Genomic DNA, 22,964 nt, shown 5'->3' on the forward strand with positions numbered 1-22,964 from the left:
CGAAGAACGAGCGGCCGGACACCAGCCGCCGACCGGTCACTGGAGACCGGCGTGGCGCACATGCATGGAGGACGTGACGTGGCGAACGACGCCAGCACCGTTTTCGACCTAGTGATCCTCGGCGGTGGTAGCGGTGGTTACGCCGCGGCCCTGCGCGGGGCTCAGCTGGGCCTGGACGTCGCCCTGATCGAGAAGGACAAGGTCGGCGGTACCTGCCTGCACCGGGGTTGCATCCCCACCAAGGCCCTGCTGCACGCGGGCGAGGTCGCCGACCAGGCACGCGAGAGCGCGCAGTTCGGTGTCAAGACCACGTTCGAGGGCATCGACATCGCGGGCGTCCACAAGTACAAGGACGAGGTCATCTCGGGCCTGTACAAGGGCCTGCAGGGCCTGGTCGCCTCCCGCAAGGTGACCTACATCGAGGGTGAGGGCCGGCTGTCCTCCCCCACCTCCGTCGACGTGAACGGCCAGCGGATCCAGGGCCGCCACGTCCTGCTGGCGACCGGCTCCGTGCCGAAGTCGCTGCCGGGCCTGGAGATCGACGGCAACCGGATCATCTCCTCCGACCACGCCCTCGTCCTGGACCGCGTGCCGAAGTCCGCGATCATCCTGGGCGGCGGTGTCATCGGCGTCGAGTTCGCCTCGGCGTGGAAGTCCTTCGGCGCCGACGTGACGATCATCGAGGGCATGAAGCACCTCGTGCCGGTCGAGGACGAGAACTCCTCCAAGCTTCTTGAGCGCGCCTTCCGCAAGCGCGGCATCAAGTTCAACCTCGGCACCTTCTTCCAGAAGGCCGAGTACACGCAGGACGGCGTCAAGGTCACCCTGGCCGACGGCAAGGAGTTCGAGGCCGAGGTCCTGCTGGTGGCCGTCGGCCGCGGCCCGGTCTCGCAGGGCCTGGGCTACGAGGAGGCCGGGGTCGCCATGGACCGCGGCTACGTCCTGGTCGACGAGTACATGCGCACCAACGTCCCGACCATCTCCGCGGTCGGCGACCTGGTCCCGACGCTCCAGCTCGCGCACGTCGGCTTCGCCGAGGGCATCCTGGTTGCGGAGCGTCTGGCCGGTCTGAAGACCGTCCCGATCGACTACGACGGTGTCCCGCGGGTGACGTACTGCCACCCGGAGGTCGCCTCCGTGGGCATCACCGAGGCCAAGGCCAAGGAGATCTACGGCGCGGACAAGGTCGTCGCTCTGAAGTACAACCTGGCGGGCAACGGCAAGAGCAAGATCCTGAAGACCGCGGGCGAGATCAAGCTCGTCCAGGTCAAGGACGGTGCCGTGGTCGGCGTCCACATGGTCGGCGACCGCATGGGCGAGCAGGTCGGCGAGGCCCAGCTGATCTACAACTGGGAGGCGCTGCCGGCCGAGGTCGCCCAGCTCATCCACGCCCACCCGACGCAGAACGAGGCGCTCGGCGAGGCCCACCTCGCCCTGGCGGGCAAGCCGCTGCACGCGCACGACTGATTCAGCCCTCGGGCGCGACGACACAGACTTCCGCAATTCGTAAGGAGCAACAGAAACCATGGCGGTTTCCGTAACCCTTCCGGCGCTCGGCGAGAGCGTCACCGAGGGCACTGTCACCCGCTGGCTGAAGGCCGAGGGTGAGCGCGTCGAGGCCGACGAGCCGCTGCTCGAGGTCTCCACCGACAAGGTCGACACCGAGATCCCGGCCCCGGCCTCGGGTGTCCTCGCCTCCATCAAGGTCGCCGAGGACGAGACCGTCGAGGTGGGCGCCGAGCTGGCGATCATCGACGACGGCACCGGCGCCCCGGCCGCGGCTCCGGCCCCGGCCGCCGAGCAGGCCCCCGCCGCCGAGCAGGTCGCCCCGCCGGCTCCCGAGCCGGCCCCGGCCGCCCAGCCCTCCACCGAGCAGGCCGCCCCGGCCCCGGCGCCCACCGCCGAGGCCACCGCGGGCGCCGGCACCGCCGAGGGCACCGACGTGGTCCTGCCCGCGCTCGGCGAGTCCGTCACCGAGGGCACCGTCACCCGCTGGCTGAAGTCGGTCGGCGACACGGTCGAGGCCGACGAGCCGCTGCTGGAGGTGTCGACGGACAAGGTCGACACCGAGATCCCCGCCCCCGCCTCCGGTGTGCTGCTGGAGATCACGGTCGGCGAGGACGAGACCGCCGAGGTCGGCGCCAAGCTGGCCGTCATCGGCGCTCCCGGTGCCGCTCCGGCCCCCGCGGCTCCCGCCGCCCCGGCTCCGGCCGCCCAGGCTCCGGCCGCCCAGGCCCCCGCCGCTCCGGCCGCCCCCGCGGCTCCGGCTCCGGCCCCTGCCGCTCCGGCCGCGCCCGCCGCTGCCGCCCCGGCTCCGGCCCAGCCCGCCGCCCCGGCGCCCGCGCCGGCCGCCCCCGCGCCGGTCACCCCGGCCCCGGCCGCCGCTCCGGCCCCGGCCGCGCAGGCCACCGACGAGGGTGCCTACGTCACCCCGCTGGTGCGCAAGCTCGCCGCCGAGAACGGCGTCGACCTGGGCTCCGTCAAGGGCACCGGCGTCGGCGGCCGCATCCGCAAGCAGGACGTCCTGGCCGCCGCCGAGGCCGCGAAGGCCGCCACGGCCGCTCCGGCTCCGGCCGCCGCCCCGGCCGCCGCGGCCAAGAAGGCCCCGGCCCTGGAGGTCTCCCCGCTGCGCGGCCAGACCGTCAAGATGACCCGCATCCGCAAGGTCATCGGCGACAACATGGTCAAGGCGCTGCAGGAGATGGCCCAGCTGTCGTCGGTCGTCGAGGTCGACGTCACCAAGCTGATGCGGCTGCGCGCCCAGGCGAAGGACTCCTTCGCCGCGCGCGAGGGCGTCAAGCTCTCCCCGATGCCGTTCTTCGTCAAGGCCGCCGCACAGGCGCTGAAGGCCCACCCGGTCATCAACGCCAAGATCAACGAGGCCGAGGGGACCATCACCTACTTCGACACCGAGAACATCGGTATCGCGGTGGACTCCGAGAAGGGCCTGATGACCCCGGTCATCAAGCACGCGGGCGACCTGAACATCGCCGGCATCGCCAAGGCCACGGCGGAGCTCGCGGGCAAGGTCCGCGCCAACAAGATCACCCCGGACGAGCTGTCCGGCGCGACCTTCACCATCTCCAACACCGGTTCGCGCGGTGCGCTCTTCGACACGATCATCGTGCCGCCGGGCCAGGTCGCGATCCTCGGCATCGGTGCCACGGTCAAGCGCCCTGCCGTCCTGGAGACGGAGGAGGGCACGGTCATCGCCGTCCGCGACATGACCTACCTGACCCTCTCCTACGACCACCGTCTGGTGGACGGCGCCGACGCCGCGCGTTACCTGACCGCGGTCAAGGCGATCCTGGAGGCGGGCGAGTTCGAGGTCGAGCTCGGCCTCTGATCCCCGGCCCCGCAGGTCGTACGACGCCCCCGTCCGGAGCTTCCGGGCGGGGGCGTTGCGTCTGTACGGCGGCCACGCGAGGGTGTACAGAGGTGTGTAAGTCTCGTCTCACCTGCGCCGAAGCGCCCTCGTGAGCGCCTCCTGAAAGGCGGCCCGGCCTTATTGTCTAAGCGTCAAACGCGCCCTAAGGAGCCCTCATGACCGCCCCCGTCATCCACTCGCTGCGCGAACAGATCCGCGAGCACATCCTGGAGGGGATCATCAGCGGTCGCTGGCAGCCGGGCGAGCGGATCGTGGAGCGGCGGATCGCCACCGAGCTGGAGGTCAGCCAGACGCCGGTGCGGGAGGCGCTGCGGGAGCTGGAGTCGCTGCGGCTGATCGAGTCCGCACCCAACAAGGGCGTACGGGTGCGGAGTCTGACCGCCGCCGACCTGGAGGAGAGCTACCCGGTGCGGGCCGGCCTGGAGGCCATCGCGGCCGAACTGGCGGCGGAGAAGCTGGCGGCGGACTGCTCGGCGCTGGAGCCGCACGTCAGCGCGCTCTACGAGGCCGACAGCAAGGCCGACGGCACGGCCCAGGTGCGGCACACGGTCGCCTTCCACCGGGAGATGGTCCGCGCGGCCGGGAACTCGGTGCTGCTGCACACCTGGGAGGGCCTGGGCATCGAGGTCTTCACGGCGCTGTCCATCCGCTGGCTGGGGACCGTGCAGCAGTCCTACGCCGAGGAGCACCAGGAGCTGGTGGAGGCGTTCCGGCGCCGGGACCCGAGGATCGCGGAGCTGGTGAAGGCGCATGTGCTGGGCTGCGCGCCCCGGCACGAGTCCTGAGCGGCACTCGAACCAGACTTGAGCGCGCCTTCGCTCAGACGTGCTCCGACCTGCGGAAACCCTTCGAAAACAAGGCACCGGGTGTCTACCGCCGAGGCACCCCGTGCCTACTTTCTCGTGATCAAGAGGTTTTCGCACTCAACCCTTTGATCGATCATCGATCAGGGGGTTACAGTCGCCGACGGACCCGAGACGGAGTCGCATAACGACGCCGCCACCCGAGTCCAGCGCCCTGTCCTGCCAAGACCTAGGGCACCCCCGAACCCTTGCCGATGAGGGAACCCCCTTCGACTGAGGAAGGCGGCGACATGACCGACCCCAACGCCATCCAGCCCAGCGAGCTCGACCAGCTCCCCGACCGCGACCCGGAGGAGACCGCCGAATGGCGGGCCTCGCTGGACGCCGTCGCCAAGGCTGCGGGCCCGCACCGTGCCGCGTACCTGATGCGCCGCACGCTGGAGCGCGCCGAGGGCGCCGGCATCGCGCTGCCGAAGCTCCTCGAGACCGACTACGTCAACACCATCCCCACCTCCGCGGAGCCGGCCCAGCCCGGTGACCCGGAGATGGAAGCCCGGATCACCGCGTGGAACCGCTGGAACGCGGCCGCCATGGTGACCCGCGGCAGCAAGTACGGCGTCGGCGGCCACATCGCCACCTTCGCCTCCGCCGCCTGGCTGTACGAGACCGGCTTCAACCACTTCTTCAAGGGGAAGGAGGGCGACGGCTCGGGCGACCAGCTCTACATCCAGGGCCACGCCTCCCCGGGCATCTACGCCCGCGCCTTCCTCGACGGCCGGCTCACCGAGCAGCACCTGGACAACTTCCGTCAGGAGTCCGGCGGCAACGGCCTGCCCTCCTACCCGCACCCGCGGCGCCTGCCCTGGCTGTGGGAGTTCCCGACGGTGTCCATGGGCCTCGGCCCGCTGTCGGCGATCTACCAGGCCCGCTTCAACCGCTACCTCACCAACCGCGGCATCAAGGACGTCTCGTCCTCGCACGTGTGGGCGTTCCTCGGCGACGGCGAGATGGACGAGCCGGAGTCGACCGCGGCCCTCGCGCTGGCGGCCCGTGAGGAGCTGGACAACCTCACCTTCGTCATCAACTGCAACCTGCAGCGCCTCGACGGCCCGGTCCGCGCCAACTTCAAGATCGTGCAGGAGCTGGAGGCCCAGTTCCGCGGCGCCGGCTGGAACGTCGTCAAGACCCTGTGGGGCTCCGCCTGGGACGAGCTGTTCCAGCTCGACACCACGGGCGCGCTCGTACGCCGGCTGCGCGAGGTACCCGACGCGCAGATCCAGACGTACCAGACCCGCGACGCCGCCTACATCCGCCAGGACTTCTTCGGCAAGGACCCGGCGCTCGTCGAGATGGCGAAGCTGCTGAGCGACGACAAGATCCTGGAGTGCTTCCACGTCTCCCGCGGCGGCCACGAGGCCCGCAAGGTCTACGCCGCGTACAAGGCGGCCGTGGAGCACAAGGGCGCGCCGACCGTGATCCTGGCCCAGACGGTCAAGGGCCACACCCTCGGTGAGGGCTTCGCCTCCAAGAACGCCAACCACCAGATGAAGAAGCTCTCGGTGGACGAGTTCAAGGCGATGCGCGACCTGCTCGACCTGCCGATCAAGGACAGCGACTTCGTCGACGGCGTGGTTCCCTACGGCCACCCGGGCGCCGACTCCCCCGAAGTGCGCTACCTCCAGGAGCGCCGCGCCGCCCTCGGCGGCCCCGCCCCGGCCCGCCGCGTCCACCCGGTCGCGCCGCTGCCCGCCCCCGCGGAGAAGGCGTTCGCCTCCTTCGACAAGGGCTCGGGTTCGCAGAACGTGGCCACCACCATGGCCTTCGTCCGCCTGGTCAAGGACCTGGTCCGCGACAAGGAGACCGGCAGGCGCTGGGTGCCGATCGTCCCCGACGAGGCCCGCACCTTCGGCATGGAGTCGCTGTTCCCGTCGCTCGGGATCTACTCCCCCAAGGGCCAGACGTACGAGCCGGTCGACCGCGACCAGCTGATGTACTACAAGGAGGCCAAGAACGGCCAGATCCTCAACGAGGGGATCACCGAGGCCGGCTCGATGGCCGACTTCATCGCCGCCTCCACGTCGTACGCGACGCACGGCGAGGCGATGATCCCGTTCTACATCTTCTACTCGATGTTCGGCTGGCAGCGCACGGCCGACCAGATGTGGCAGCTCGGCGACCAGCTCGGCCGCGGCTTCCTCATCGGCGCGACGGCCGGCCGCACCACCCTGACCGGTGAGGGCCTCCAGCACGCCGACGGCCACTCCCCCGTGATCGCCGCCACCAACCCGGCCGCGCTCACCTACGACCCCGCGTTCGCCTACGAGATCGCGGTGATCGTCCGTGAGGGTCTGCGCCGGATGTACGGCGAGGCCAAGCCGGGCGAGGACCAGGACGTCTTCTACTACCTCACCGTCTACAACGAGCCGCTGCCGCAGCCGGCCAAGCCGTCCGGCCTCGGCATCGACGAGGGCATCGTCAAGGGCCTGTACCGCTTCAACACGGCGGAGTCCGCGGGCGTGAACGTGGCCGCGGCCAACGCCCCGCGCATCCAGCTGCTGGGCTCGGGCACGGCCATCCACTGGGCGCTGAAGGCCCAGCAGATGCTCGCCGAGGAGTGGGGGGTCGCCGCCGACGTGTGGTCCGCGACCTCCTGGACCGAGCTGCGCCGCGACGCGCTGGAGGCCGACGCGGCCCTGCTGCGCGGTGAGGAGCGGGTGCCGTACGTCCGCCAGGCGCTCCAGGGCGCCGAGGGCCCGGTGCTGGCGGTCTCCGACTACATGCGCCAGGTCCCGGACCAGATCGCGCAGTGGGTCGAGCAGGACTACTCCTCGCTGGGCGCCGACGGCTTCGGTCTGTCGGACACCCGTGAGGCCGCCCGCCGCCACTTCGGTGTCGACGCCGAGTCGATCGTCGTCGCGGCGCTGGCCCAGCTCGCCCGGCGCGGCGAGGTCAAGGCGACGGCCGTGAAGGAGGCGCGCGAGCGCTACGGCCTGTAGAGGCCGGCCGGCTCCGGTGAAGGCCCCCGCTGTCCGGCGGGGGCTTTCCTGCATCATGAGCGGCATGCGCGCTGCCCGGCTGATCAAGATGGTGCTCCTCCTCCAGTCCCGGCCCTCCATGACCGCCGCCGAGCTGGCGCGGGAGCTGGAGGTGTCGGAGCGGACCGTGACGCGGGACGCGCAGGCGCTGTCGGAGGCGGGGGTGCCGGTGTACGCCGACCGGGGGCGGGCCGGCGGGTACCGGCTGATCGGGGGCTACCGCACCCGGCTCACGGGGCTGGCGCGCGGGGAGGCGGAGGCGCTGTTCCTGTCCGGGGTGCCGGGGGCGCTGCGGGAGATGGGGCTGGAGGACGCGGCCTCGGCGGCCCGGCTGAAGGTGTCGGCGGCGCTGCTGCCGTCGCTGCGGGACGCGCCGCGTACGGCAGCGCAGCGGTTCCATCTGGACGCGCCGGGCTGGTTCCGGGAGCCGCAGACACCCGAGCTGCTGCCGGCGGTCGCGGAGGCGGTGTGGGACGACCGGCCGGTGGCCGTGCGCTACCGGCGCGGCGAGGAGGAGGTCGCGCGGGTCCTTCAGCCGTACGGGCTCGTGCTGAAGGCGGGGGTCTGGTACCTGTGCGCGCGGGTCGCGGACGCGGGGTCCTTCCGGACGTACCGCATCGACCGCTTCACGGCCGTCGAACCCGGCGGGGACCGTTTCACCCGCGACGAGGAGTTCGACCTGCCGGGCTTCTGGCAGGCGCAGGCGGAACGGTTCGCGCGCTCGCTGCTGCGCGCGGAGGTGGTCGTGCGGCTCTCCCCGGAGGGGGTGCGCCGGCTGCCGTACGCGCTCGACCCGCTCTCCGCCCGCGACGCCCTGGACACGGCGGGCGACCCCGACGCCCTCGGCCGGGTCACCGTGACGGTGCGCGTGGAGTCCGAGGAGGTCGCCCACACCCAGCTCACCGCCCTCGGACCGGAGGTGGAGGTCCTGGCTCCGGCGTCACTGCGGGAGCGTTTCGCCGGCGACGCGCGGCGGCTGGCGGAACTGTACGGCGGGTAGGGCATTCCGGGGTGCGGCTCGGGGGTGCAGGGACGATGCTGGACCAGTGATGGACGAGACGGAGTTCTGGGAGCTGGTGGACTCCACGCGCGAGGCCGCCGAGGGTGATCCGGAGGATCAGGCGGATCTGCTGGTGGAGCGGCTCACCGGGCTGGACCCGGAGTCCGTGCTCGACTTCGCCCGGCATTTCGAGGCCCGCTACAACCGCGCCTACCGCTGGGATCTGTGGGGTGCCGCGTGGGTACTCCTGGACGGGGCCAGCGACGACGCGTTCGACTTCTTCCGCTGCTGGCTCATCGGTCAGGGCCGCGAGGTGTTCGAGGGCGCGCTGCACGATCCGGACGCCCTCGCCGACCTCCTGGAGGACTTCGACGAGGAGATCGACGGCGACGGCGAGGAGCTGGGCTACGCCGCGGACGAGGCGTACGAGCAGCTCACCGGCACCGTCGCCCCCGACCTCGGCATCCCGCCCGCGGCCGGCGAACCGGAGGGCACGCCCCTCGACTTCGAGAACGACCGCGAACTGGCGGCGCGCTATCCGCGGCTGTGGGAGCGCTTCAGGAGCTAGCGCCACGCGCCCGTGAGCCGGTCGCCCTGACCCCGGTCCGGCTCAGGCACGGCCCTGCAGCCGGGCCGCCAGCCAGCGGATGTCCGGCAGCAGGGCGCCGAGCGACGCGCCGGGGCAGCTGGTCATGAAGGCGTCGCGGTGGCCGGCGAGGGCGGGCAGCGTGGCCGTGGTGCCCGCGCTGAAGCGGCTGCGGCTGTTGCTGGAGACGAGGCGTACGCGCGAGCGCGGGTCGATGCCGGACAGGCCCAGCTTCCAGGCGGCCAGTGCCGCGATCGCGTCGGTCATCACCCGCGGCACCTCCTCGCCCTCGGTGAAGGTGCCGATGGCGGCGATCCCGGCGGTGCGGTGGTTGAAGCCCTGGGTGTGGGCGCCGGTGACGGCACGCTCGACGCCGCCCGCGCGGCCCTCGTAGACGAAGCCGCACCGGTCGACGAGGAAGTTGTAGCCGATGTCGTCCCAGTCGCGGGCGCCGGTCTGGCCCGCATACAGATGGCGGATGATGCGGGGCGTCTCACGGCAGTCGTAGGCGTTGGGCGAGTCGGTGTGGTGCACGAAGACGGCGGTGACCCGGTCGTCGTAGCGCGGCGGCGGGGGGCTGCCGGGCTCGGTGTCCTCGGTCAGCCAGGCCGAGCGGGGCACGATCGGGGGCCGTGGCGCGGTGTGCCCGGCGGCGGGGCGGGCGGCGGGGCGCTCCACCCCGCTCGCGCACAGCGCCAGGGCCACGACGGCGGCGGCGCCGGGCAGACAGCCGAGCAGGGTCGGGGCACGGCCGGGTATCCGAACGGCGGGACGGCGGCGTGCGGCCGTGGTCCGCCGCGGCGCCGCTCGCAGGACACGCATGGTCCCACTGTCGGTCCGTTCCCTTCCGTCCGCGATGTGTGCTCTGCCACCCGGTGGAACCATCGTCCTGGTCCGGGGCGTTTTCCGGGGTACCCGCGCGGGTGGTTGATCACGGGGCGCGTCCGCCACGTACCAAGGGGTCCGGGAGAAAGGCGGCTGGAGTGGACCTGCTCGACATCCTTCTGCTGCTGCTGATCGCGGCCTACGCCGGGTCGGGGTACCGGCGCGGACTGGTGGCCGGCTGTGTGGCGCTGGCCGCCTTCGTGGGCGGCGCGGCGGTCGGCGTGTGGGTGCTGCCCTGGGTGATGGGCCCGGTGACGCCGGGGACGACGGCGGCCACGGTGACGGCGGTGTGCACGGTGCTGGTCCCGGCGGTGGTGGCCCACGAGCTGGCCGGGCGGCTGGGGCGGCGGCTGCGCGGCGAACTGGACCGGGGGCCGCTGAGGGTGGCGGACGGGGTGGGCGGCGCGGTGGCGAACTCACTGGCGCTGCTGATCGTGGCGTGGGTCGCGGCGAGTGTCCTGGCCGCCTCCTCCTCACCGCTGCTGACGGGGGCGATACGGGACTCGCGGCTGCTGGGGGGCGTGCAGCGGGCGATGCCGGAGACCACCCCGGCGTGGTTCTCGCGGGCGACCTCCGCGCTGGCGGAGGCGGGCTTCCCGCAGGTGTTCAACCCGTTCGAGAACGAGTCGACGGCCGAGGTGGCCCGCCCCTCCGGCGACAGCGTCACCCTCGCGGCGACGGCGGCCGCCCGGCGCAGCACGGTGAAGATCGAGGGCGCCTCGGGCACCCAGGGCCGCGAGGGCAGCGGGTTCGTGTACGCGGCGGAGCATGTGATGACCAACGCCCATGTGGTGGCCGGTATCGACGAGCCGGGGGTGCGCGTGGGCGGGGTCGGGCGGACGTACGCGGCGCGGGTGGTGCTGTTCGATCCGGACAAGGACGTGGCCGTGCTGTACGTGCCGGGGCTGCGGGCGCCCGTGCTGCGCTTCGACGACAGCGCCGAGCGCGGGGACGCGGCCGTGGTGGCCGGGTATCCGCAGGACGGCGGCCTCGATCTGCGGGCGGCGACGGTGGCGAGCCGGCTGGACGCGACGGGGCGGAACATCTACGGCGACGAGGCGGTCACCCGCGAGATCTACTCGGTCCGCTCCACGGTCCGGCCCGGCAACTCCGGCGGTCCGCTGCTGACCACGGACGGCCGGGTGTTCGGCGTGGTCTTCGCCCGCTCCACCTCGGACGCCGAGACGGGGTACGTCCTGACGGCGGCCGAGGTCGCCCCCGAGGCCGAGCGCGCGGCGCGGGCCACGGAACCGGTGGACACGGGCGAGCTGGTGACGTCGTAGCGCGACGCCGGGGCGGCAGGCGGCAGGCGGCAGGCGGCGGGCGGCGGGCGGCGGGCGGCGGACCGTGGCTGGCGGACTGCGGACGGCGCTCAGACCAGTGACTGTCCCATCGCCACGTCGTCGACGTAACGCCCGTCCAGCAGGAACTCCTCCGGCTGCACGCCCTCCACGACGAAGCCCTCGGCCGCGTAGAGCGCACGGGCGGCGGTGTTGTGGCCGAGCACCCGCAGGGTGAGGCGGCGGGCGCCCAGGGCCCGCGCCCGCTCCACCGCGGCCCGGACCAGGGCGCGCCCCACGCCCTTGCCGCGCGCCGCGCCGTCCACGGCGAGGCCGCGGATCTGGCGCACATGGGCGTTGGAGGCGAGCGGGGTGGGGAAGCCGAGGCGGACGTAGCCCATGAGCCGGCCGTCGAGTTCGGCGACGAGATGGTCGTCCGGTGTGGCGTTCTCCCGGAAGAAGGGGTCGTCCGGCCCCGGCCGCGGGGTGACGGCGTGCCCGTAGGACCAGGTGTCGTGGTCGAGGCGGCTGAGCGCGGGCTCGTCGGCGGGCGTGGCGAGGCGTATGCGTATCTGGGGCTCCGGCATGGCGGTCACTGTACGGCCGACGCGGCGGGGGTGGTCCGGGATTTATCGGCTGCCTTGGGCAGGATGGGGGGCATGGAGCGAGCGCGAATCGTGGTGGCCGGCGCGTCCGGGCTGATCGGCGGGGCCCTGGTGCGGTCGTTGACGGCGGACGGGCACGAGGTGGTGCGGCTGGTGCGCCGGGAGCCACGGGCGGCGGACGAGATCCGCTGGGATCCGCGGAACGGGCGGGTGGAACTGCCCGAGTGCGACGCGGTGGTGAACCTGGCGGGCGCCGGGGTGGGCAACCGGCCGTGGACACGGGCGTACAAGGAGGAGATCCGCCGCAGCCGGGTGCTGGGCACCCGGACGCTGGCCGAGGCGATGGCCCGGCTGGAGCCCCGGCCGCGGGTGTTCGTCAACGGCAGCGGGATCGGCTACTACGGCGACACCGGCCGGCGCACGGTCGACGAGGACGCGCCCGCCGGGGCGGGCTTCCTGGCCTCGGTGTGCGTGGAGTGGGAGGGTGCGGCGGCGCCCGCGCAGGAGGCCGGGGTGCGCACGGTGTTCGTGCGCACCGGGCTGGTGGTGGCGCGCGGCGGCGGGGCCTGGGGGAAGCTGTTCCCGCTGTTCCGGGCCGGGTTGGGGACGCGGTTCGGGGACGGGCGGCAGTACTGGTCGTATGTCTCGCTGCACGACGAGGTCGCGGCGATCCGGCATCTGATCGACCGGGAGGACCTGTCCGGACCGTTCAATGTGACCGCTCCCAAGCCGCTGACGAACCGTGAGATCACCGAGGCGATGGGCCGGCTGCTGCACCGGCCGGCCGTCCTCGCCGCGCCCGCGCCGGTGTTGAAGGCCGTGCTCGGCGACATGGCCGGTGAGGTGCTGGGCAGTCAGCGGGTGCTGCCCAGACGGCTGCTGGAGTCGGGTTTCGTCTTCGCCTTCCCCGGTATCGAGGACGCGCTGCGCGCCGCACTCGACCGGAACACCACGGGCGCGTGACCGGAAAGCCACGGTTGCCGACCGCGTGCGACCGCTGTGCGACCGTGCCCTGCTCATGCGCGACTGCCCCTGATCGGCCGGGGTCCTAACCTCAAGCTGAACTCGGGAATCCCTGGAGCCTATTGGGGGCATGAGGTCTCCACCGGCCGCGCAACCTCAAGGAGGGGCACGTGCTTCAGCCCGCGTACGAGGCGGATGTCGTCGTGGTGGGAGCCGGGGTCGCCGGGCTCTCCGCAGCACAGAGGCTGACCCGCGCAGGGGTCAGCACAGCCGTTCTGGAGGCCGCCCCCTGTCCGGGCGGCCGCATGTCGACCGAGAAGGTCGACGGGTTCCGGCTCGACCGGATCGGGCAGCTGCTGTCCACGGCGTATCCCGAACTGCAGCTGACGCCGGGCCTGGGCGGGCTCGTACTGCGTCGCTTCGATCCGGGCGTCCTGCTGCACAGCGACGGACGCCGGCACCGCCTGGGCACCCCGGCGCACCGAGGGAGCGCGAGGGGCGCGCTGCACGCGGTACGCGCCTTCGCGAGCGCCCCTCGGCCGCAGCAGCCGGGCAAGCCGGTCGGCACGGCCGTCGACCAGGCCCGGCTCGGCACGGCCCTCGCCCGCCTCGCCGCGACCCCGGTCGAGCGGCTGCTGGCCCGCCCCGAACTGCCCGCCGGACAGGCGCTGGCCGCCCGCGGCCTGCCCGCCCGGACGATCGACGGCTTTGTGCGCCCGCTCCTCGCCACGCTGCTGTGCGACCCGGAGCTGGCCACCTCCAGCCGCTGCGCCGACCTCGCGCTGCGCGCCTTCGCCGCCGGCCGGCTGTGCGTGCCGGAGGGCGGGGCCGAGATGCTGCCGGAGCTGCTGGCGCGCACCCTGCCGCCGGGGACCGTGCACACCGGCGTCCAGGTCACCTCGGTCGCCACGAACACGGTGACGACGGCCGAGCACGGCGAGTTCCGCTGCCGCGCCCTGCTGCTGGCCACCGACGCCCGCACCGCCGCCACGCTGCTGCCCGGACTGCGGGTGCCGGACTTCCACCCGGTGACCGTGGTCCACCACACCACCGACGTCCCGCCCCCGACCGGCGCCTCCCTGCTGCTGGACGCCGACCGCGGCGGCCCCGTCGCCCACACCGCGGTGGTCAGCGACGTCGACCCGAGCCGGGCCCCCCAGGGCAGGGCGCTGATCTCCTCCACGGTCCTCGGCACCCCGCCGCCCGACGTCGACACCGCCGTCCGCATGCACCTCTCCCGCCTCTACGGCACCTCCACCGCCCGCTGGGAGACCCTCGCCGTCCACCACACCCCCGAGGCCGTCCCCGCCATGCGCCCACCCCACGACCTGCACCGCGCGGTGCGCCTCCTGGCCGGCCTCTACGTCTGCGGCGACCACCGCGACACGAGCACGGTCCAGGGAGCCCTGCACTCGGGCGCGAGGGCATCGGAGGCGATCCTGAGGGACCTGGGAGCGGCGACTTCCCTGGACTCGGCAGAGGCGGTGCCTACAGCCGCCTAGGGGCGCGGGGAACTGCGCGACAAGCCACAACGAATCCGCAGGACGCAAAAGCGCCGTGGGGACCACGGCGAAATGGCGCTACCCCAACGCCGCCACCTTGTCCCGATACCCCCGCACCGGCGCCGCGTCCTTGTACGGCTCCAGCCTCCGCTCGAAGTCCCTGATGTACTCCACCGCCCGAACCGACCGCATCTCCGCGGCCGCCCCCGCCGCCTCCGCGGCCAACGCGCACGCCTGATCGAGCTCCCCCAAGCCCAGCCGGGCGGTGGCCAGCACCACCCGGCAGAACAGCCGACTCCGCGCGAACCCGGCGGAGCGCAACCGCAACGCCCGCTCCGCATGCTGCGCCGCCGCCCGGAACTGCTGCAGATCCCGGTGGCAGTGCCCGAACTCGTCCGCGAGCTGCGCCTCGTCGAAGAACCGCGCCCAGTGCGGCACCTCGTCCCCGGGCCGGGCGGCCTCCAGTGCCCGCTCGGCCCGCACCAGGGCCCCGGTGCACGCCCGCACCTCTCCCAGCACCCCGTGCCCGCGCGCCTCCGCCGCGTGCAGCAGGGCCTGCACCACCGGCGGGGCCGACCCCCCGACCCCCTGCTGGGCGACCCGCGCGAGCTGCACGGCCTCCCGCCCGTGCCCGAGGTAGACGGCCTGCCGGCTCATGGTGACCAGCACGTACGACCCGTAGGCCCGGTCCGCCGCGGCCTGCGCGAGCCTGAGCGCCTGCACGAAGTAGCGCTGCGCCAGCCCGTGCGCGGCGATGTCGTACGAGGTCCAGCCGGCCAGCCGGGTCAGGTCCGCGGCGGCGGCGAACAGGCGCCGGCCGGTCTGCTCGCCGTAGGTGCCGCGCAGCATCGGCTCGCACTCGTGCTCCAGGTAGCGCACGAGGGCCTGGCGGGCGTGGCCGCCGCCGTACATGTCGTCCAGGGTGCGGAAGAGCTCGCCGACCGAGCGCAGGGCGGCGATGTCGCCCGCGGTGACCTTCTGGCCGGGGCCGCGCTCGGTCTGGGTGCGCTGGCGGGGTACGGCGGGGCGGCCCTGGGCGGGCACCCGGGCCGGCGGCTCGCCGCGGGCGACCTTCTCGTCGGCCCGGCCGATCAGCCAGTCTCGGCTGGGCACCACCAGCCCGGCCGGGGTGAAGGCGATCTTGCGGAGTTCGGCGTGGCTGCCGGAGTCCTTGCGCCACAGTCCGCTGACGATGTCGACGGCCTCCTCGGGGCTGCCGGCGTACTCCAGCCCGGCATAGACGGGTGCGCAGGCGTCCAGGCCGAGGTCCTGGGCGGTGAGACGCCGGCCGAGCCGGCGGGTGAAGACCTCGGCGATCAGGGCCGGGGTGGTGCCGCGGGGCTGCTGGCCGCGCAGCCAGCGGGTGACGGAGGTCTTGTCGTATCTGAGATCGAGCCCGTGTTCCAGGCCGAGCTGGTCCACACGACGGGCCAGACCTGCGTTGGAGAACCCCGCTTCTGCGATGAGCGCGGCGAGCTGTCGGTTGGGGGTGCGCTGCGCGGGTCGATCCGTCATGTGCGGTGCGATCTCCTGCCTTCCGGGCCTTCCGAAGTGCCTGGAATTGCCTGTGAGCAGCCCTTATGGCCTGTGAACGGCGTGAATGTAGCGGAGCGTAAGCAGACGGTCGCACACTTCCGCGCCCATTCATCCGATCGTGTGAGGATTGCCCGCAGGGCTGACGTGCGGCCGGGAGTCGTACAGTGGCGTAGGCGTGTTTCATGCCTTACGACTTCGAGGAGGCGCTTGCCGTGAGTGAGCTGCGGTTCGTCCGGATGGGGTTCGGCGCGGACATGGTCGACTACCAGGTCGCCTGGGACGAGCAGCGCCGGGTGCACGCGGCCCGGTTCGCGGACGAGGTGCCGGACACCTGTCTGCTCCTGGAGCACCCGCCGGTGTACACCGCGGGGCGCCGCACCGCTCCCGAGGAGCGCCCGCTCGACGGCACGCCGGTGATCGACGTGGACCGCGGCGGCAAGATCACCTGGCACGGGCCGGGCCAGCTCGTCGGCTACCCGATCCAGAAGCTGCCCCGCCCGGTGGACGTGGTCGCGCATCTGCGCCGCCTGGAGGAGGCGATGATCCGGGTGTGCGCCGAGTTCGGCATCGAGACCTCGCGCGTCGAGGGCCGGGCCGGTGTCTGGGTGCTGGGCGACCCGGTCGAGGAGCGCCCGGGGCTCGGCGGGCTCACGCTCGACTTCGACCCGCGCGCCACCGACCCGGAGTTCGACCCGCGCCTGAACGGCCCCGAGTACGCGCCCTCCAACGCGGGCCAGCGCCGTGAGGACCGCAAGATCTGCGCCATGGGCATCCGCGTCGCCAAGGGCGTCACCATGCACGGCTTCGCCCTGAACGTGAACCCGGACACCTCCAACTTCGACAAGATCATCCCGTGCGGCATCCGCGACGCGGGCGTGACGTCCCTCTCCTACGAACTGGGCCGCGAGGTCACCATCGACGAGGTGCTGCCGGTCGCCGAGCGCCATCTGAAGGACGTACTGGAGAACGCGGACCTCAAGCCGCGCGCGATCGAGCAGCCCGCGGCCTAGCGCGAAGCGGCCCGCGGTCCGGCGCGCCCGCCTTCGGGAGGCCCCGGCCGGGAATGGACCCCCGGGTCCTGAGGTTGGCCTCCTCGGAAGGGGTCCATCCGTACGGGCGTACGCTGGGTACGCCGAAGAATCCAAGTCTTCGTTAGTCAATCAGCAGGGAGCCGGTCGTGTCCGCAGTCGCACCCGACGGACGCAAGATGCTGCGCCTGGAGGTCCGCAACAGCCAGACCCCCATCGAGCGCAAGCCCGAGTGGATCAAGACGCGGGCGAAAATGGGCCCCGAGTACTCGAAGATGCAGAACCTCGTGAAGAGCGAGGGCCTGCACACGGTCTGCCAGGAAGCCGGCTGTCCCAACATCTACGAGTGCTGGGAGGACCGTGAGGCCACGTTCCTCATCGGCGGCGACCAGTGCACCCGGCGCTGCGACTTCTGCCAGATCGACACCGGCAAGCCCGAGGCGCTCGACCGCGACGAGCCGCGCCGCGTCGGCGAGTCCGTGGTCACCATGGACCTGAACTACGCCACGATCACCGGCGTCGCCCGCGACGACCTGGAGGACGGCGGCGCCTGGCTGTACGCGGAGACGGTCCGCCAGATCCACCAGCAGACCGCCGGGCGCGAGGCCGGCCGCACCAAGGTCGAGCTGCTGGCCCCCGACTTCAACGCCGTCCCGGAGCTGCTGCGGGAGGTCTTCGAGTCCCGCCCCGAGGTCTTCGCGCACAACGTCGAGACCGTGCCGCGGATCTTCAAGCGCATCCGCCCCGGCTTCCGCTACGAGCGCTCCCTGAAGGTGATCACCGAGGCCCGCGACTTCGGCCTGGTCACCAAGTCCAACCTGATCCTCGGCATGGGCGAGACCCGCGAGGAGGTCAGCGAGGCGCTCAAGCAGCTGCACGAGGCCGGCTGCGAGCTGATCACCATCACCCAGTACCTGCGCCCCTCCGTGCGCCACCACCCCGTCGAGCGCTGGGTGAAGCCGCAGGAGTTCGTGGAGCTGAAGGAGGAGGCCGAGCAGATCGGCTTCTCCGGTGTGATGTCCGGCCCGCTGGTCCGCTCCTCCTACCGCGCCGGCCGCCTCTACCAGATGGCGATCGAGCAGCGGCACGCAGCCGCTCCGCAGCGCGGCGGCGACTCCATCGCCGTACAGGCTGTGTGAATTCAGGCACAAGCAACTACCGGCCAGTAGAGGCCCGTTGGACGCGGCCCCGGCCGTCCCCGCAGATGGGGGCGTGCGCCGGGGCCGCGTCGGCGTCCGGGGGCCCTCGAAAGTCGGTGCCGAAAGGTTTCATCGGTGTTTGACCCCTCGGTCACGCCCTGGTAACACCAATCAGTGACGGTCGACTCACGCCACGTACACCCATGCACCGCATCCGCACCGAGGGGGACCCACCACCATGCAGGCCGCGCCCGTTCGCGCCACCGCGATCCCGTCCTTCGCCCACGCCCTGCGCGCCGTCGAGACCCTGCTGATGAGCGCCGGTCAGCGCACCGCCCGCCGCAACGCCTGGACCTCCGTACTGGAGGACCGCCGCCGGGCCAAGGACCGCGTGGAGGCGCAGCGCGTGCTGGACCAGGCCGCCGCCCGGCCCTGATCGCCCTCCCACCCCGCACTGCCGTCGAAGGCGCTGCCGGGGCCACGTAGACTTCGTGGCATGGCGAGGAAGGAAAACGCGGCGGACGCCGCGAACCCCGGGCGACTGAAGCAGATCGCCCTGACCTACAAGATGACCCGCAGGGCCGACAAGAAGATCGGTCTTGTACTCGCGGCTGTCGGAATCGTCACCTTCGGTGTCTTCCTCGCGATCGGTTTCTTGATCGGTCACCCCATCTATCTCGGCATCCTGGGCCTCCTGCTCGCCTTCCTCGCGACGGCGATCGTGTTCGGGCGCAGGGCCGAGCGGGCGGCCTTCGGGCAGATGGAGGGCCAGCCGGGCGCCGCAGCGGCCGTGCTGGACAACATCGGCCGGGGCTGGACGACGACCCCCGCGGTGGCGATGAACCGCAGCCAGGACGTGGTGCACCGGGCCGTCGGCAAGCCCGGCATCGTCCTGGTGGCGGAGGGCAACCCGAACCGGGTGAAGTCCCTGCTGGCCGCCGAGAAGAAGAAGATGAACCGCATCGTCGCGGACGTGCCGGTGCACGACATCATCGTGGGCACGGGCGAGGACCAGGTCGAGCTGAAGAAGCTGCGCACGACCATGCTGAAGCTCCCCCGCGTCCTGACCGGTCCGCAGATCACGGCCACCAACGACCGGCTGCGCGCCCTCGGTGACCTGATGAGCAACATGCCGCTGCCCAAGGGTCCGATGCCCAAGGGCATGAAGCTGCCGAAGGGCGGCGGGCCGAAGGGCCGCTGACCCTCGTTCCTCGTGACGAAGAAGGGGCGCCCGGTGCGAGCACCGGGCGCCCCTTCTTCGGTGATGTGATCCTTTTTCGCAGACGCTGCGGTGATGTGATCTTTTTTGTAGACGATCTCAGAAGCGGACCTCGACCGTGCGGGCGATCCGGTCGTGCAGGCCGCGGCCGTCGCGGTCCCAGACCAGGGCCGGCACGGCGAGGCACAGCAGGACGGTGCGCAGCAGGGCGCGGCCCGGGTGCGGGGCCCCGGTGTCGAGGGCGATCACGCGCAGGCGGAACAGGCGCTTGCCGGGGGTGCTGCCGATGGTGCCGACGGTCAGGACGCTGAGCACGAAGAAGATGAGCAGGGCCCAGTTGCCGGTCTTCTGGCCATAGCCGTCCGTGATCAGGCCGTATGCGATGAACATGCACAGCGCCCAGTCGAAGGCCAGGGCGGCCAGACGCCGGCCGGAGCGGGCGACGGAGCCCGGCCCCTGCGGCGGAAGGCCCAGCTGTTCGCCGGGGTACCCCAACTCGGCGCCCGCGTCCTCCATGGCCGCGCGGGGGCCGGAGAGCCATGATCCGATTGCTCGCCTCTTGTCCACCCGTACACGGTACTGCGCCCGTTTTCGACCGGGGCACGGCGGGGTGCGGGCGAGCTACGGTGGAGGGTGAGCCGGTTAACTTCTGCGAAACAAATGGGTCACGCCCGAGAAATCACCCGTCCCTAGGGTCGAGTGCGAGCGTGTGCCACCGCACTGGCCGCACGAACGAACTACCACCCCGGCATGGCGGTCGGGAGTAGGAGGAGCTGGATGTTCCAGAACGCCGACGAGGCCAAGAAGTTCATCGCGGACGAGGACGTCAAGTTCATCGACGTCCGCTTCTGCGACCTGCCGGGCGTCATGCAGCACTTCTCGCTGCCCGTCGAGGCGTTCGACCCCGACGAGGAGCTGGCGTTCGACGGTTCGTCGATCCGCGGCTTCCAGGCCATCCACGAGTCCGACATGGCGCTGCGCGCCGACCTGTCGACCGCGCGGGTGGACCCGTTCCGCCGTGACAAGACGCTCAACATCAACTTCTTCATCCACGACCCGATCACGGGCGAGCAGTACTCCCGTGACCCGCGCAACGTGGCGAAGAAGGCCGAGGCGTACCTGGCGTCGACCGGGATCGCCGACACCGCGTTCTTCGGCCCGGAGGCGGAGTTCTACGTCTTCGACAGCGTCCGTTTCAAGACGTCGGAGAACGAGTCCTTCTACCACATCGACTCCGAGGCGGGTGCCTGGAACACCGGTGCCCTGGAGGACAACCGCGGTTACAAGGTCCGCTACAAGGGCGGTTACTTCCCGGTCCCGCCGGTCGACCACTTCGCCGACCTGCGCGCCGAGATCTCCCTGGAGCTGGCCAAGGTCGGTCTGAAGGTCGAGCGCCAGCACCACGAGGTGGGCACCGCCGGCCAGGCGGAGATCAACTACCGCTTCAACACGCTGCTCGCCGCCGCCGACGACCTCCAGCTCTTCAAGTACATCGTGAAGAACGTGGCCTGGCGCAACGGCAAGACCGCGACCTTCATGCCGAAGCCGATCTTCGGTGACAACGGCTCGGGCATGCACGTCCACCAGTCGCTGTGGGCGGGCGGCGAGCCGCTCTTCTACGACGAGCAGGGCTACGCGGGCCTGTCGGACACCGCCCGCTACTACATCGGCGGCATCCTCAAGCACGCCCCGTCGCTGCTGGCCTTCACCAACCCGACGGTGAACTCCTACCACCGCCTGGTGCCGGGCTTCGAGGCCCCGATCAACCTCGTCTACTCCCAGCGCAACCGCTCCGCGGCCATGCGTATCCCGATCACGGGCTCCAACCCGAAGGCCAAGCGCGTCGAGTTCCGCGCGCCCGACTCCTCCGGCAACCCGTACCTGGCCTTCTCGGCCCTGCTGCTCGCGGGTCTGGACGGCATCAAGAACAAGATCGAGCCGGCCGAGCCGATCGACAAGGACCTCTACGAGCTGGCTCCCGAGGAGCACGCCAACGTGGCCCAGGTCCCCACCTCCCTCGGCGCCGTCCTCGACGCCCTTGAGGCCGACCACGAGTTCCTCCTCCAGGGCGACGTGTTCACGTCCGACCTGATCGAGACCTGGATCGACTTCAAGCGCACGAACGAGATCGCTCCGCTGCAGCTGCGTCCGCACCCGCACGAGTTCGAGCTCTACTTCGACGTGTGATCGAAAGCTGTGATCGGGGTCTGATCCCGGCCCGATCGCTGTCCGAGTCCGATCGCCCGAGCCCCCGCCGTTTCACCTACGGCGGGGGCTCGGGCGTATGTTTTTCTCAAAGGTCTGTTCGACACGGGGGTGGTACAGATGGCGACGCAGGAGCACGACGACCACGAGCGGGAGTACGACCTGCGCTGGGCCGACGCGGCCGAGCACAAGGAGCCGTCGGCGCGGGCGCGGATGCTCGCCGCCCGCTGGAAGGACAACCCTCCGGGCCCGGTGCCCTTCCGTCCCGAGCCGTCCTCCCGCGGCCCGCGCCGCTCGTCCTGGGTCTCGACGGCCGTGATCCTCGGCTGTGTGGCACTGGTGATCGTGCTGCTGGGCTATCTCAACCTGCGCTCGTCGTACTGAGCCGCCGCTGTGATCAAGGGGATCTGGGGGAGCCGCCTCCGCCCGACGCTGGTCGCGGAGGGGCTGTCCCGGTGGGAGGCGGTGGACACCGGCGATCCGGCCGAGTGGACCGCCTTCGACCTGGACGTGCGTTCCCTGCTGCCGCTCACCACCCGTCTGGCGCACGCCGAGGAGCTCACCGAAGCCGAGCTGGCCCTCGCCCTGTGCCACCGCGACGGCAGGGTCCGCGAGGCCGCGCTGGACGGGGCGGCGGACCACCCCGGCCTGCTGCCCCTGGTGGTGATCCGCTGCTCGGACTGGGTCGAGCAGGTGCGGGAGCGCGCCCGGCGGCTGCTGGAGCGGCATCTCGATGCCGACCGCGCCGTCGCACTCGCGCCGCTCCTGCTGCGGGTGGGCCGCCGCGAGCGCGGCGCGTACGGTGTCCGGCTGCTCGGTGAGGTGCTGCTGCGGGCACCGGGCGGTCCGCCGGAGCCGCTGTACCGCAGCGAGGACCGGGCGGTACGCCGGTTCGCCCGCCGTCTCGCCGTCGAGGAAGGGCTGCTGTCGCCCGCCGAGCTGGCCCGCACCGCCGCACGGGACACCGACATCGTCGTCCAGCGGCTGTGCGCGGACGCCGCCCTGGCCGCCGTACTGCGCGGCGGGGCGTACGACGACGTGCTGCCGGAGCTGCTCGGCGCGCGGAACACACAGGCGCGGTCGGCCGGGGTCACCGCGCTGCGGGCGGCGGGCAGGCCGGAGGCGGCGGTGCCGTTCCTCGCCGACCGGTCGGCGCTGGTACGGGCCTGTGCGCGGTATGTCGTACGGCAGGGCGGGGGTGACCCCGGGGCCTGGTACCGGGAGCAGTGCGCAGCGCCGCGGCAGGTCTCGCCGGGAGCGGTGATCGGGCTCGCGGAGTGCGGGGAGCGGGCCGACGCCGCCCTGCTGTGGCCGCTGCTCGCACACACCGTGGCCCAGGTGCGGGCTCGCGCGGTGGCGGGCCTGAGGACGCTGGACGTCGCGGACGCGGCACGGCTGCGGCCGCTGCTGGACGACCCCGCGCCGGGGGTGGTGCGCGAGACGGCCCTCGCGCTGCTGCCGTCGGCCGCGGCCGTGCCCGAGGAGTGGCTGACCGAGCGGCTGGGGGCGCGGTGGCCCCGGCATGTGCGGATGGCCGCGTTCCGGCTTCTCGACGCGCGTGGCGGCGCGGTGCGGCTGCGGACGGCGGTGGCGCTGCTGGACGACGCGGATGCCGGGCTGCGCTCCCGGGCGCGACAGTCCGTACAGAGCTGGAGGCCGGGACCGGACGTCCGGCTCCGGGACCCGGTGGTGGGCGAGCTGCTGGACCGGGCGCGGCCTGTGTTCGAGGAGCGCACGTGGCAGCGCGTCCGGCGGGAGGCCGGGCTGCCGTACTGAGTCGGGTGCACACC

The 22,964-nt window shown here is 72.3% G+C and carries 20 protein-coding genes; 16 read left to right on the forward strand and 4 right to left on the reverse strand.

The genetic code is table 11. From position 1 onward, the window contains the following. Window positions 1-78 precede the first annotated feature (78 nt). The 6 genes from lpdA (at window position 79) to ACSU6M_RS09650 (ending at window position 8,794) form a co-directional block, all read left to right on the forward strand. The gene (gene lpdA, locus ACSU6M_RS09625; RefSeq protein WP_437068720.1) at window positions 79-1,467 is read left to right on the forward strand and encodes a dihydrolipoyl dehydrogenase; all 1,389 of its coding nucleotides are present in this window, start codon (window positions 79-81) and stop codon (window positions 1,465-1,467) included. A 58-nt stretch (window positions 1,468-1,525) separates the two neighbouring features. Next, window positions 1,526-3,346, forward strand: a complete 1,821-nt coding sequence (gene sucB, locus ACSU6M_RS09630) for a 2-oxoglutarate dehydrogenase, E2 component, dihydrolipoamide succinyltransferase (protein ID WP_437068721.1) — start codon at window positions 1,526-1,528, stop codon at window positions 3,344-3,346. Between the two features lie 197 nt (window positions 3,347-3,543). Further along, the gene (locus ACSU6M_RS09635; RefSeq protein ID WP_437068723.1) at window positions 3,544-4,173 is read left to right on the forward strand and encodes a GntR family transcriptional regulator; all 630 of its coding nucleotides are present in this window, start codon (window positions 3,544-3,546) and stop codon (window positions 4,171-4,173) included. A 308-nt stretch (window positions 4,174-4,481) separates the two neighbouring features. Further along, window positions 4,482-7,187, forward strand: a complete 2,706-nt coding sequence (gene aceE / locus ACSU6M_RS09640; protein WP_437068724.1) for a pyruvate dehydrogenase (acetyl-transferring), homodimeric type — start codon at window positions 4,482-4,484, stop codon at window positions 7,185-7,187. A 64-nt stretch (window positions 7,188-7,251) separates the two neighbouring features. Further along, entirely contained in the window at window positions 7,252-8,226 is a 975-nt protein-coding gene (locus ACSU6M_RS09645) for a helix-turn-helix transcriptional regulator (protein WP_437068725.1), read from the forward strand. A 49-nt stretch (window positions 8,227-8,275) separates the two neighbouring features. Further along, window positions 8,276-8,794 carry a DUF4240 domain-containing protein gene (locus tag ACSU6M_RS09650; protein WP_437068727.1) on the forward strand — a complete coding sequence of 173 codons (519 nt, stop codon included), beginning with the start codon at window positions 8,276-8,278 and terminating at the stop codon, window positions 8,792-8,794. A gap of 42 nt (window positions 8,795-8,836) precedes the next feature. Here ACSU6M_RS09650 and ACSU6M_RS09655 read toward each other — a convergent pair whose 3' ends face one another. Further along, window positions 8,837-9,634, reverse strand: coding sequence for a peptidoglycan recognition protein family protein (locus tag ACSU6M_RS09655; RefSeq protein ID WP_437068729.1), 798 nt, complete (start codon window positions 9,632-9,634; stop codon window positions 8,837-8,839). Between the two features lie 161 nt (window positions 9,635-9,795). On the opposite strand from ACSU6M_RS09655, the gene ACSU6M_RS09660 reads away from it, so the two are divergent. Continuing rightward, entirely contained in the window at window positions 9,796-10,980 is a 1,185-nt protein-coding gene (locus ACSU6M_RS09660; RefSeq protein ID WP_437068731.1) for a MarP family serine protease, read from the forward strand. Between the two features lie 89 nt (window positions 10,981-11,069). On the opposite strand, the gene ACSU6M_RS09665 is transcribed toward ACSU6M_RS09660, so the two are convergent. Further along, window positions 11,070-11,564 carry an N-acetyltransferase family protein gene (locus tag ACSU6M_RS09665; protein ID WP_437068733.1) on the reverse strand — a complete coding sequence of 165 codons (495 nt, stop codon included), beginning with the start codon at window positions 11,562-11,564 and terminating at the stop codon, window positions 11,070-11,072. 72 nt (window positions 11,565-11,636) lie between these two features. On the opposite strand from ACSU6M_RS09665, the gene ACSU6M_RS09670 reads away from it, so the two are divergent. Further along, window positions 11,637-12,545 carry a TIGR01777 family oxidoreductase gene (locus ACSU6M_RS09670; RefSeq protein WP_437068735.1) on the forward strand — a complete coding sequence of 303 codons (909 nt, stop codon included), beginning with the start codon at window positions 11,637-11,639 and terminating at the stop codon, window positions 12,543-12,545. 170 nt (window positions 12,546-12,715) lie between these two features. After that, on the forward strand, window positions 12,716-14,047 hold the full coding sequence (locus ACSU6M_RS09675; protein WP_437068737.1) for an NAD(P)/FAD-dependent oxidoreductase: 1,332 nt from the start codon (window positions 12,716-12,718) through the stop codon (window positions 14,045-14,047). A 78-nt stretch (window positions 14,048-14,125) separates the two neighbouring features. On the opposite strand, the gene ACSU6M_RS09680 is transcribed toward ACSU6M_RS09675, so the two are convergent. Further along, on the reverse strand, window positions 14,126-15,562 hold the full coding sequence (locus tag ACSU6M_RS09680; protein WP_437068739.1) for a regulator: 1,437 nt from the start codon (window positions 15,560-15,562) through the stop codon (window positions 14,126-14,128). A 233-nt stretch (window positions 15,563-15,795) separates the two neighbouring features. Here ACSU6M_RS09680 and lipB point away from each other — a divergent pair, with 233 nt between their 5' ends. The 4 genes from lipB to ACSU6M_RS09700 all read left to right on the forward strand — a co-directional run bounded on the left by lipB (window position 15,796) and on the right by ACSU6M_RS09700 (window position 18,951). Further along, window positions 15,796-16,593, forward strand: coding sequence for a lipoyl(octanoyl) transferase LipB (lipB, locus tag ACSU6M_RS09685; protein WP_437068740.1), 798 nt, complete (start codon window positions 15,796-15,798; stop codon window positions 16,591-16,593). A gap of 167 nt (window positions 16,594-16,760) precedes the next feature. Then, on the forward strand, window positions 16,761-17,750 hold the full coding sequence (gene lipA, locus ACSU6M_RS09690; protein WP_437068742.1) for a lipoyl synthase: 990 nt from the start codon (window positions 16,761-16,763) through the stop codon (window positions 17,748-17,750). Window positions 17,751-17,988: 238 nt separating this feature from the next. Further along, window positions 17,989-18,186 (forward strand): SCO2195 family GlnR-regulated protein, encoded by a 198-nt coding sequence (locus ACSU6M_RS09695; RefSeq protein ID WP_437068744.1) that lies wholly within the window; start codon window positions 17,989-17,991, stop codon window positions 18,184-18,186. 60 nt (window positions 18,187-18,246) lie between these two features. Then, a complete protein-coding gene (locus tag ACSU6M_RS09700; protein WP_437068746.1) occupies window positions 18,247-18,951 on the forward strand; it encodes a DUF4191 domain-containing protein in 705 nt (234 codons plus the stop codon). Window positions 18,952-19,068: 117 nt separating this feature from the next. On the opposite strand, the gene ACSU6M_RS09705 is transcribed toward ACSU6M_RS09700, so the two are convergent. After that, a complete protein-coding gene (locus tag ACSU6M_RS09705) occupies window positions 19,069-19,536 on the reverse strand; it encodes an RDD family protein (protein WP_437068747.1) in 468 nt (155 codons plus the stop codon). Window positions 19,537-19,746: 210 nt separating this feature from the next. Between ACSU6M_RS09705 and glnA the strand changes: the two genes are divergently transcribed. The 3 genes from glnA (at window position 19,747) to ACSU6M_RS09720 (ending at window position 22,950) form a co-directional block, all read left to right on the forward strand. Continuing rightward, complete coding sequence (gene glnA / locus ACSU6M_RS09710) at window positions 19,747-21,156, forward strand: type I glutamate--ammonia ligase (RefSeq protein ID WP_437068748.1); 1,410 nt, start codon at window positions 19,747-19,749, stop codon at window positions 21,154-21,156. Between the two features lie 138 nt (window positions 21,157-21,294). Next, the gene (locus tag ACSU6M_RS09715; protein WP_437068749.1) at window positions 21,295-21,558 is read left to right on the forward strand and encodes a hypothetical protein; all 264 of its coding nucleotides are present in this window, start codon (window positions 21,295-21,297) and stop codon (window positions 21,556-21,558) included. 9 nt (window positions 21,559-21,567) lie between these two features. Beyond that, on the forward strand, window positions 21,568-22,950 hold the full coding sequence (locus ACSU6M_RS09720; protein WP_437068751.1) for a hypothetical protein: 1,383 nt from the start codon (window positions 21,568-21,570) through the stop codon (window positions 22,948-22,950). Window positions 22,951-22,964 lie beyond the last annotated feature (14 nt).

Origin of the sequence: Streptomyces sp. enrichment culture (genome assembly GCF_964272895.1) — a bacterium.
Lineage (GTDB): Bacteria > Actinomycetota > Actinomycetes > Streptomycetales > Streptomycetaceae > Streptomyces.

Coding starts and splice junctions, on each gene's coding strand:
- ACSU6M_RS09655 (WP_437068729.1), bottom strand. CDS start 9,634: ATGCGTGTCCTGCGAGCGGCGCCGCGGCGGACCACGGCCGCACGCCGC.
- ACSU6M_RS09680 (WP_437068739.1), bottom strand. CDS start 15,562: ATGACGGATCGACCCGCGCAGCGCACCCCCAACCGACAGCTCGCCGCG.
- ACSU6M_RS09635 (WP_437068723.1), top strand. CDS start 3,544: ATGACCGCCCCCGTCATCCACTCGCTGCGCGAACAGATCCGCGAGCAC.
- ACSU6M_RS09650 (WP_437068727.1), top strand. CDS start 8,276: ATGGACGAGACGGAGTTCTGGGAGCTGGTGGACTCCACGCGCGAGGCC.
- ACSU6M_RS09695 (WP_437068744.1), top strand. CDS start 17,989: ATGCAGGCCGCGCCCGTTCGCGCCACCGCGATCCCGTCCTTCGCCCAC.
- ACSU6M_RS09670 (WP_437068735.1), top strand. CDS start 11,637: ATGGAGCGAGCGCGAATCGTGGTGGCCGGCGCGTCCGGGCTGATCGGC.
- ACSU6M_RS09715 (WP_437068749.1), top strand. CDS start 21,295: ATGGCGACGCAGGAGCACGACGACCACGAGCGGGAGTACGACCTGCGC.
- glnA (WP_437068748.1), top strand. CDS start 19,747: ATGTTCCAGAACGCCGACGAGGCCAAGAAGTTCATCGCGGACGAGGAC.
- aceE (WP_437068724.1), top strand. CDS start 4,482: ATGACCGACCCCAACGCCATCCAGCCCAGCGAGCTCGACCAGCTCCCC.
- sucB (WP_437068721.1), top strand. CDS start 1,526: ATGGCGGTTTCCGTAACCCTTCCGGCGCTCGGCGAGAGCGTCACCGAG.
- ACSU6M_RS09700 (WP_437068746.1), top strand. CDS start 18,247: ATGGCGAGGAAGGAAAACGCGGCGGACGCCGCGAACCCCGGGCGACTG.
- ACSU6M_RS09645 (WP_437068725.1), top strand. CDS start 7,252: ATGCGCGCTGCCCGGCTGATCAAGATGGTGCTCCTCCTCCAGTCCCGG.
- ACSU6M_RS09665 (WP_437068733.1), bottom strand. CDS start 11,564: ATGCCGGAGCCCCAGATACGCATACGCCTCGCCACGCCCGCCGACGAG.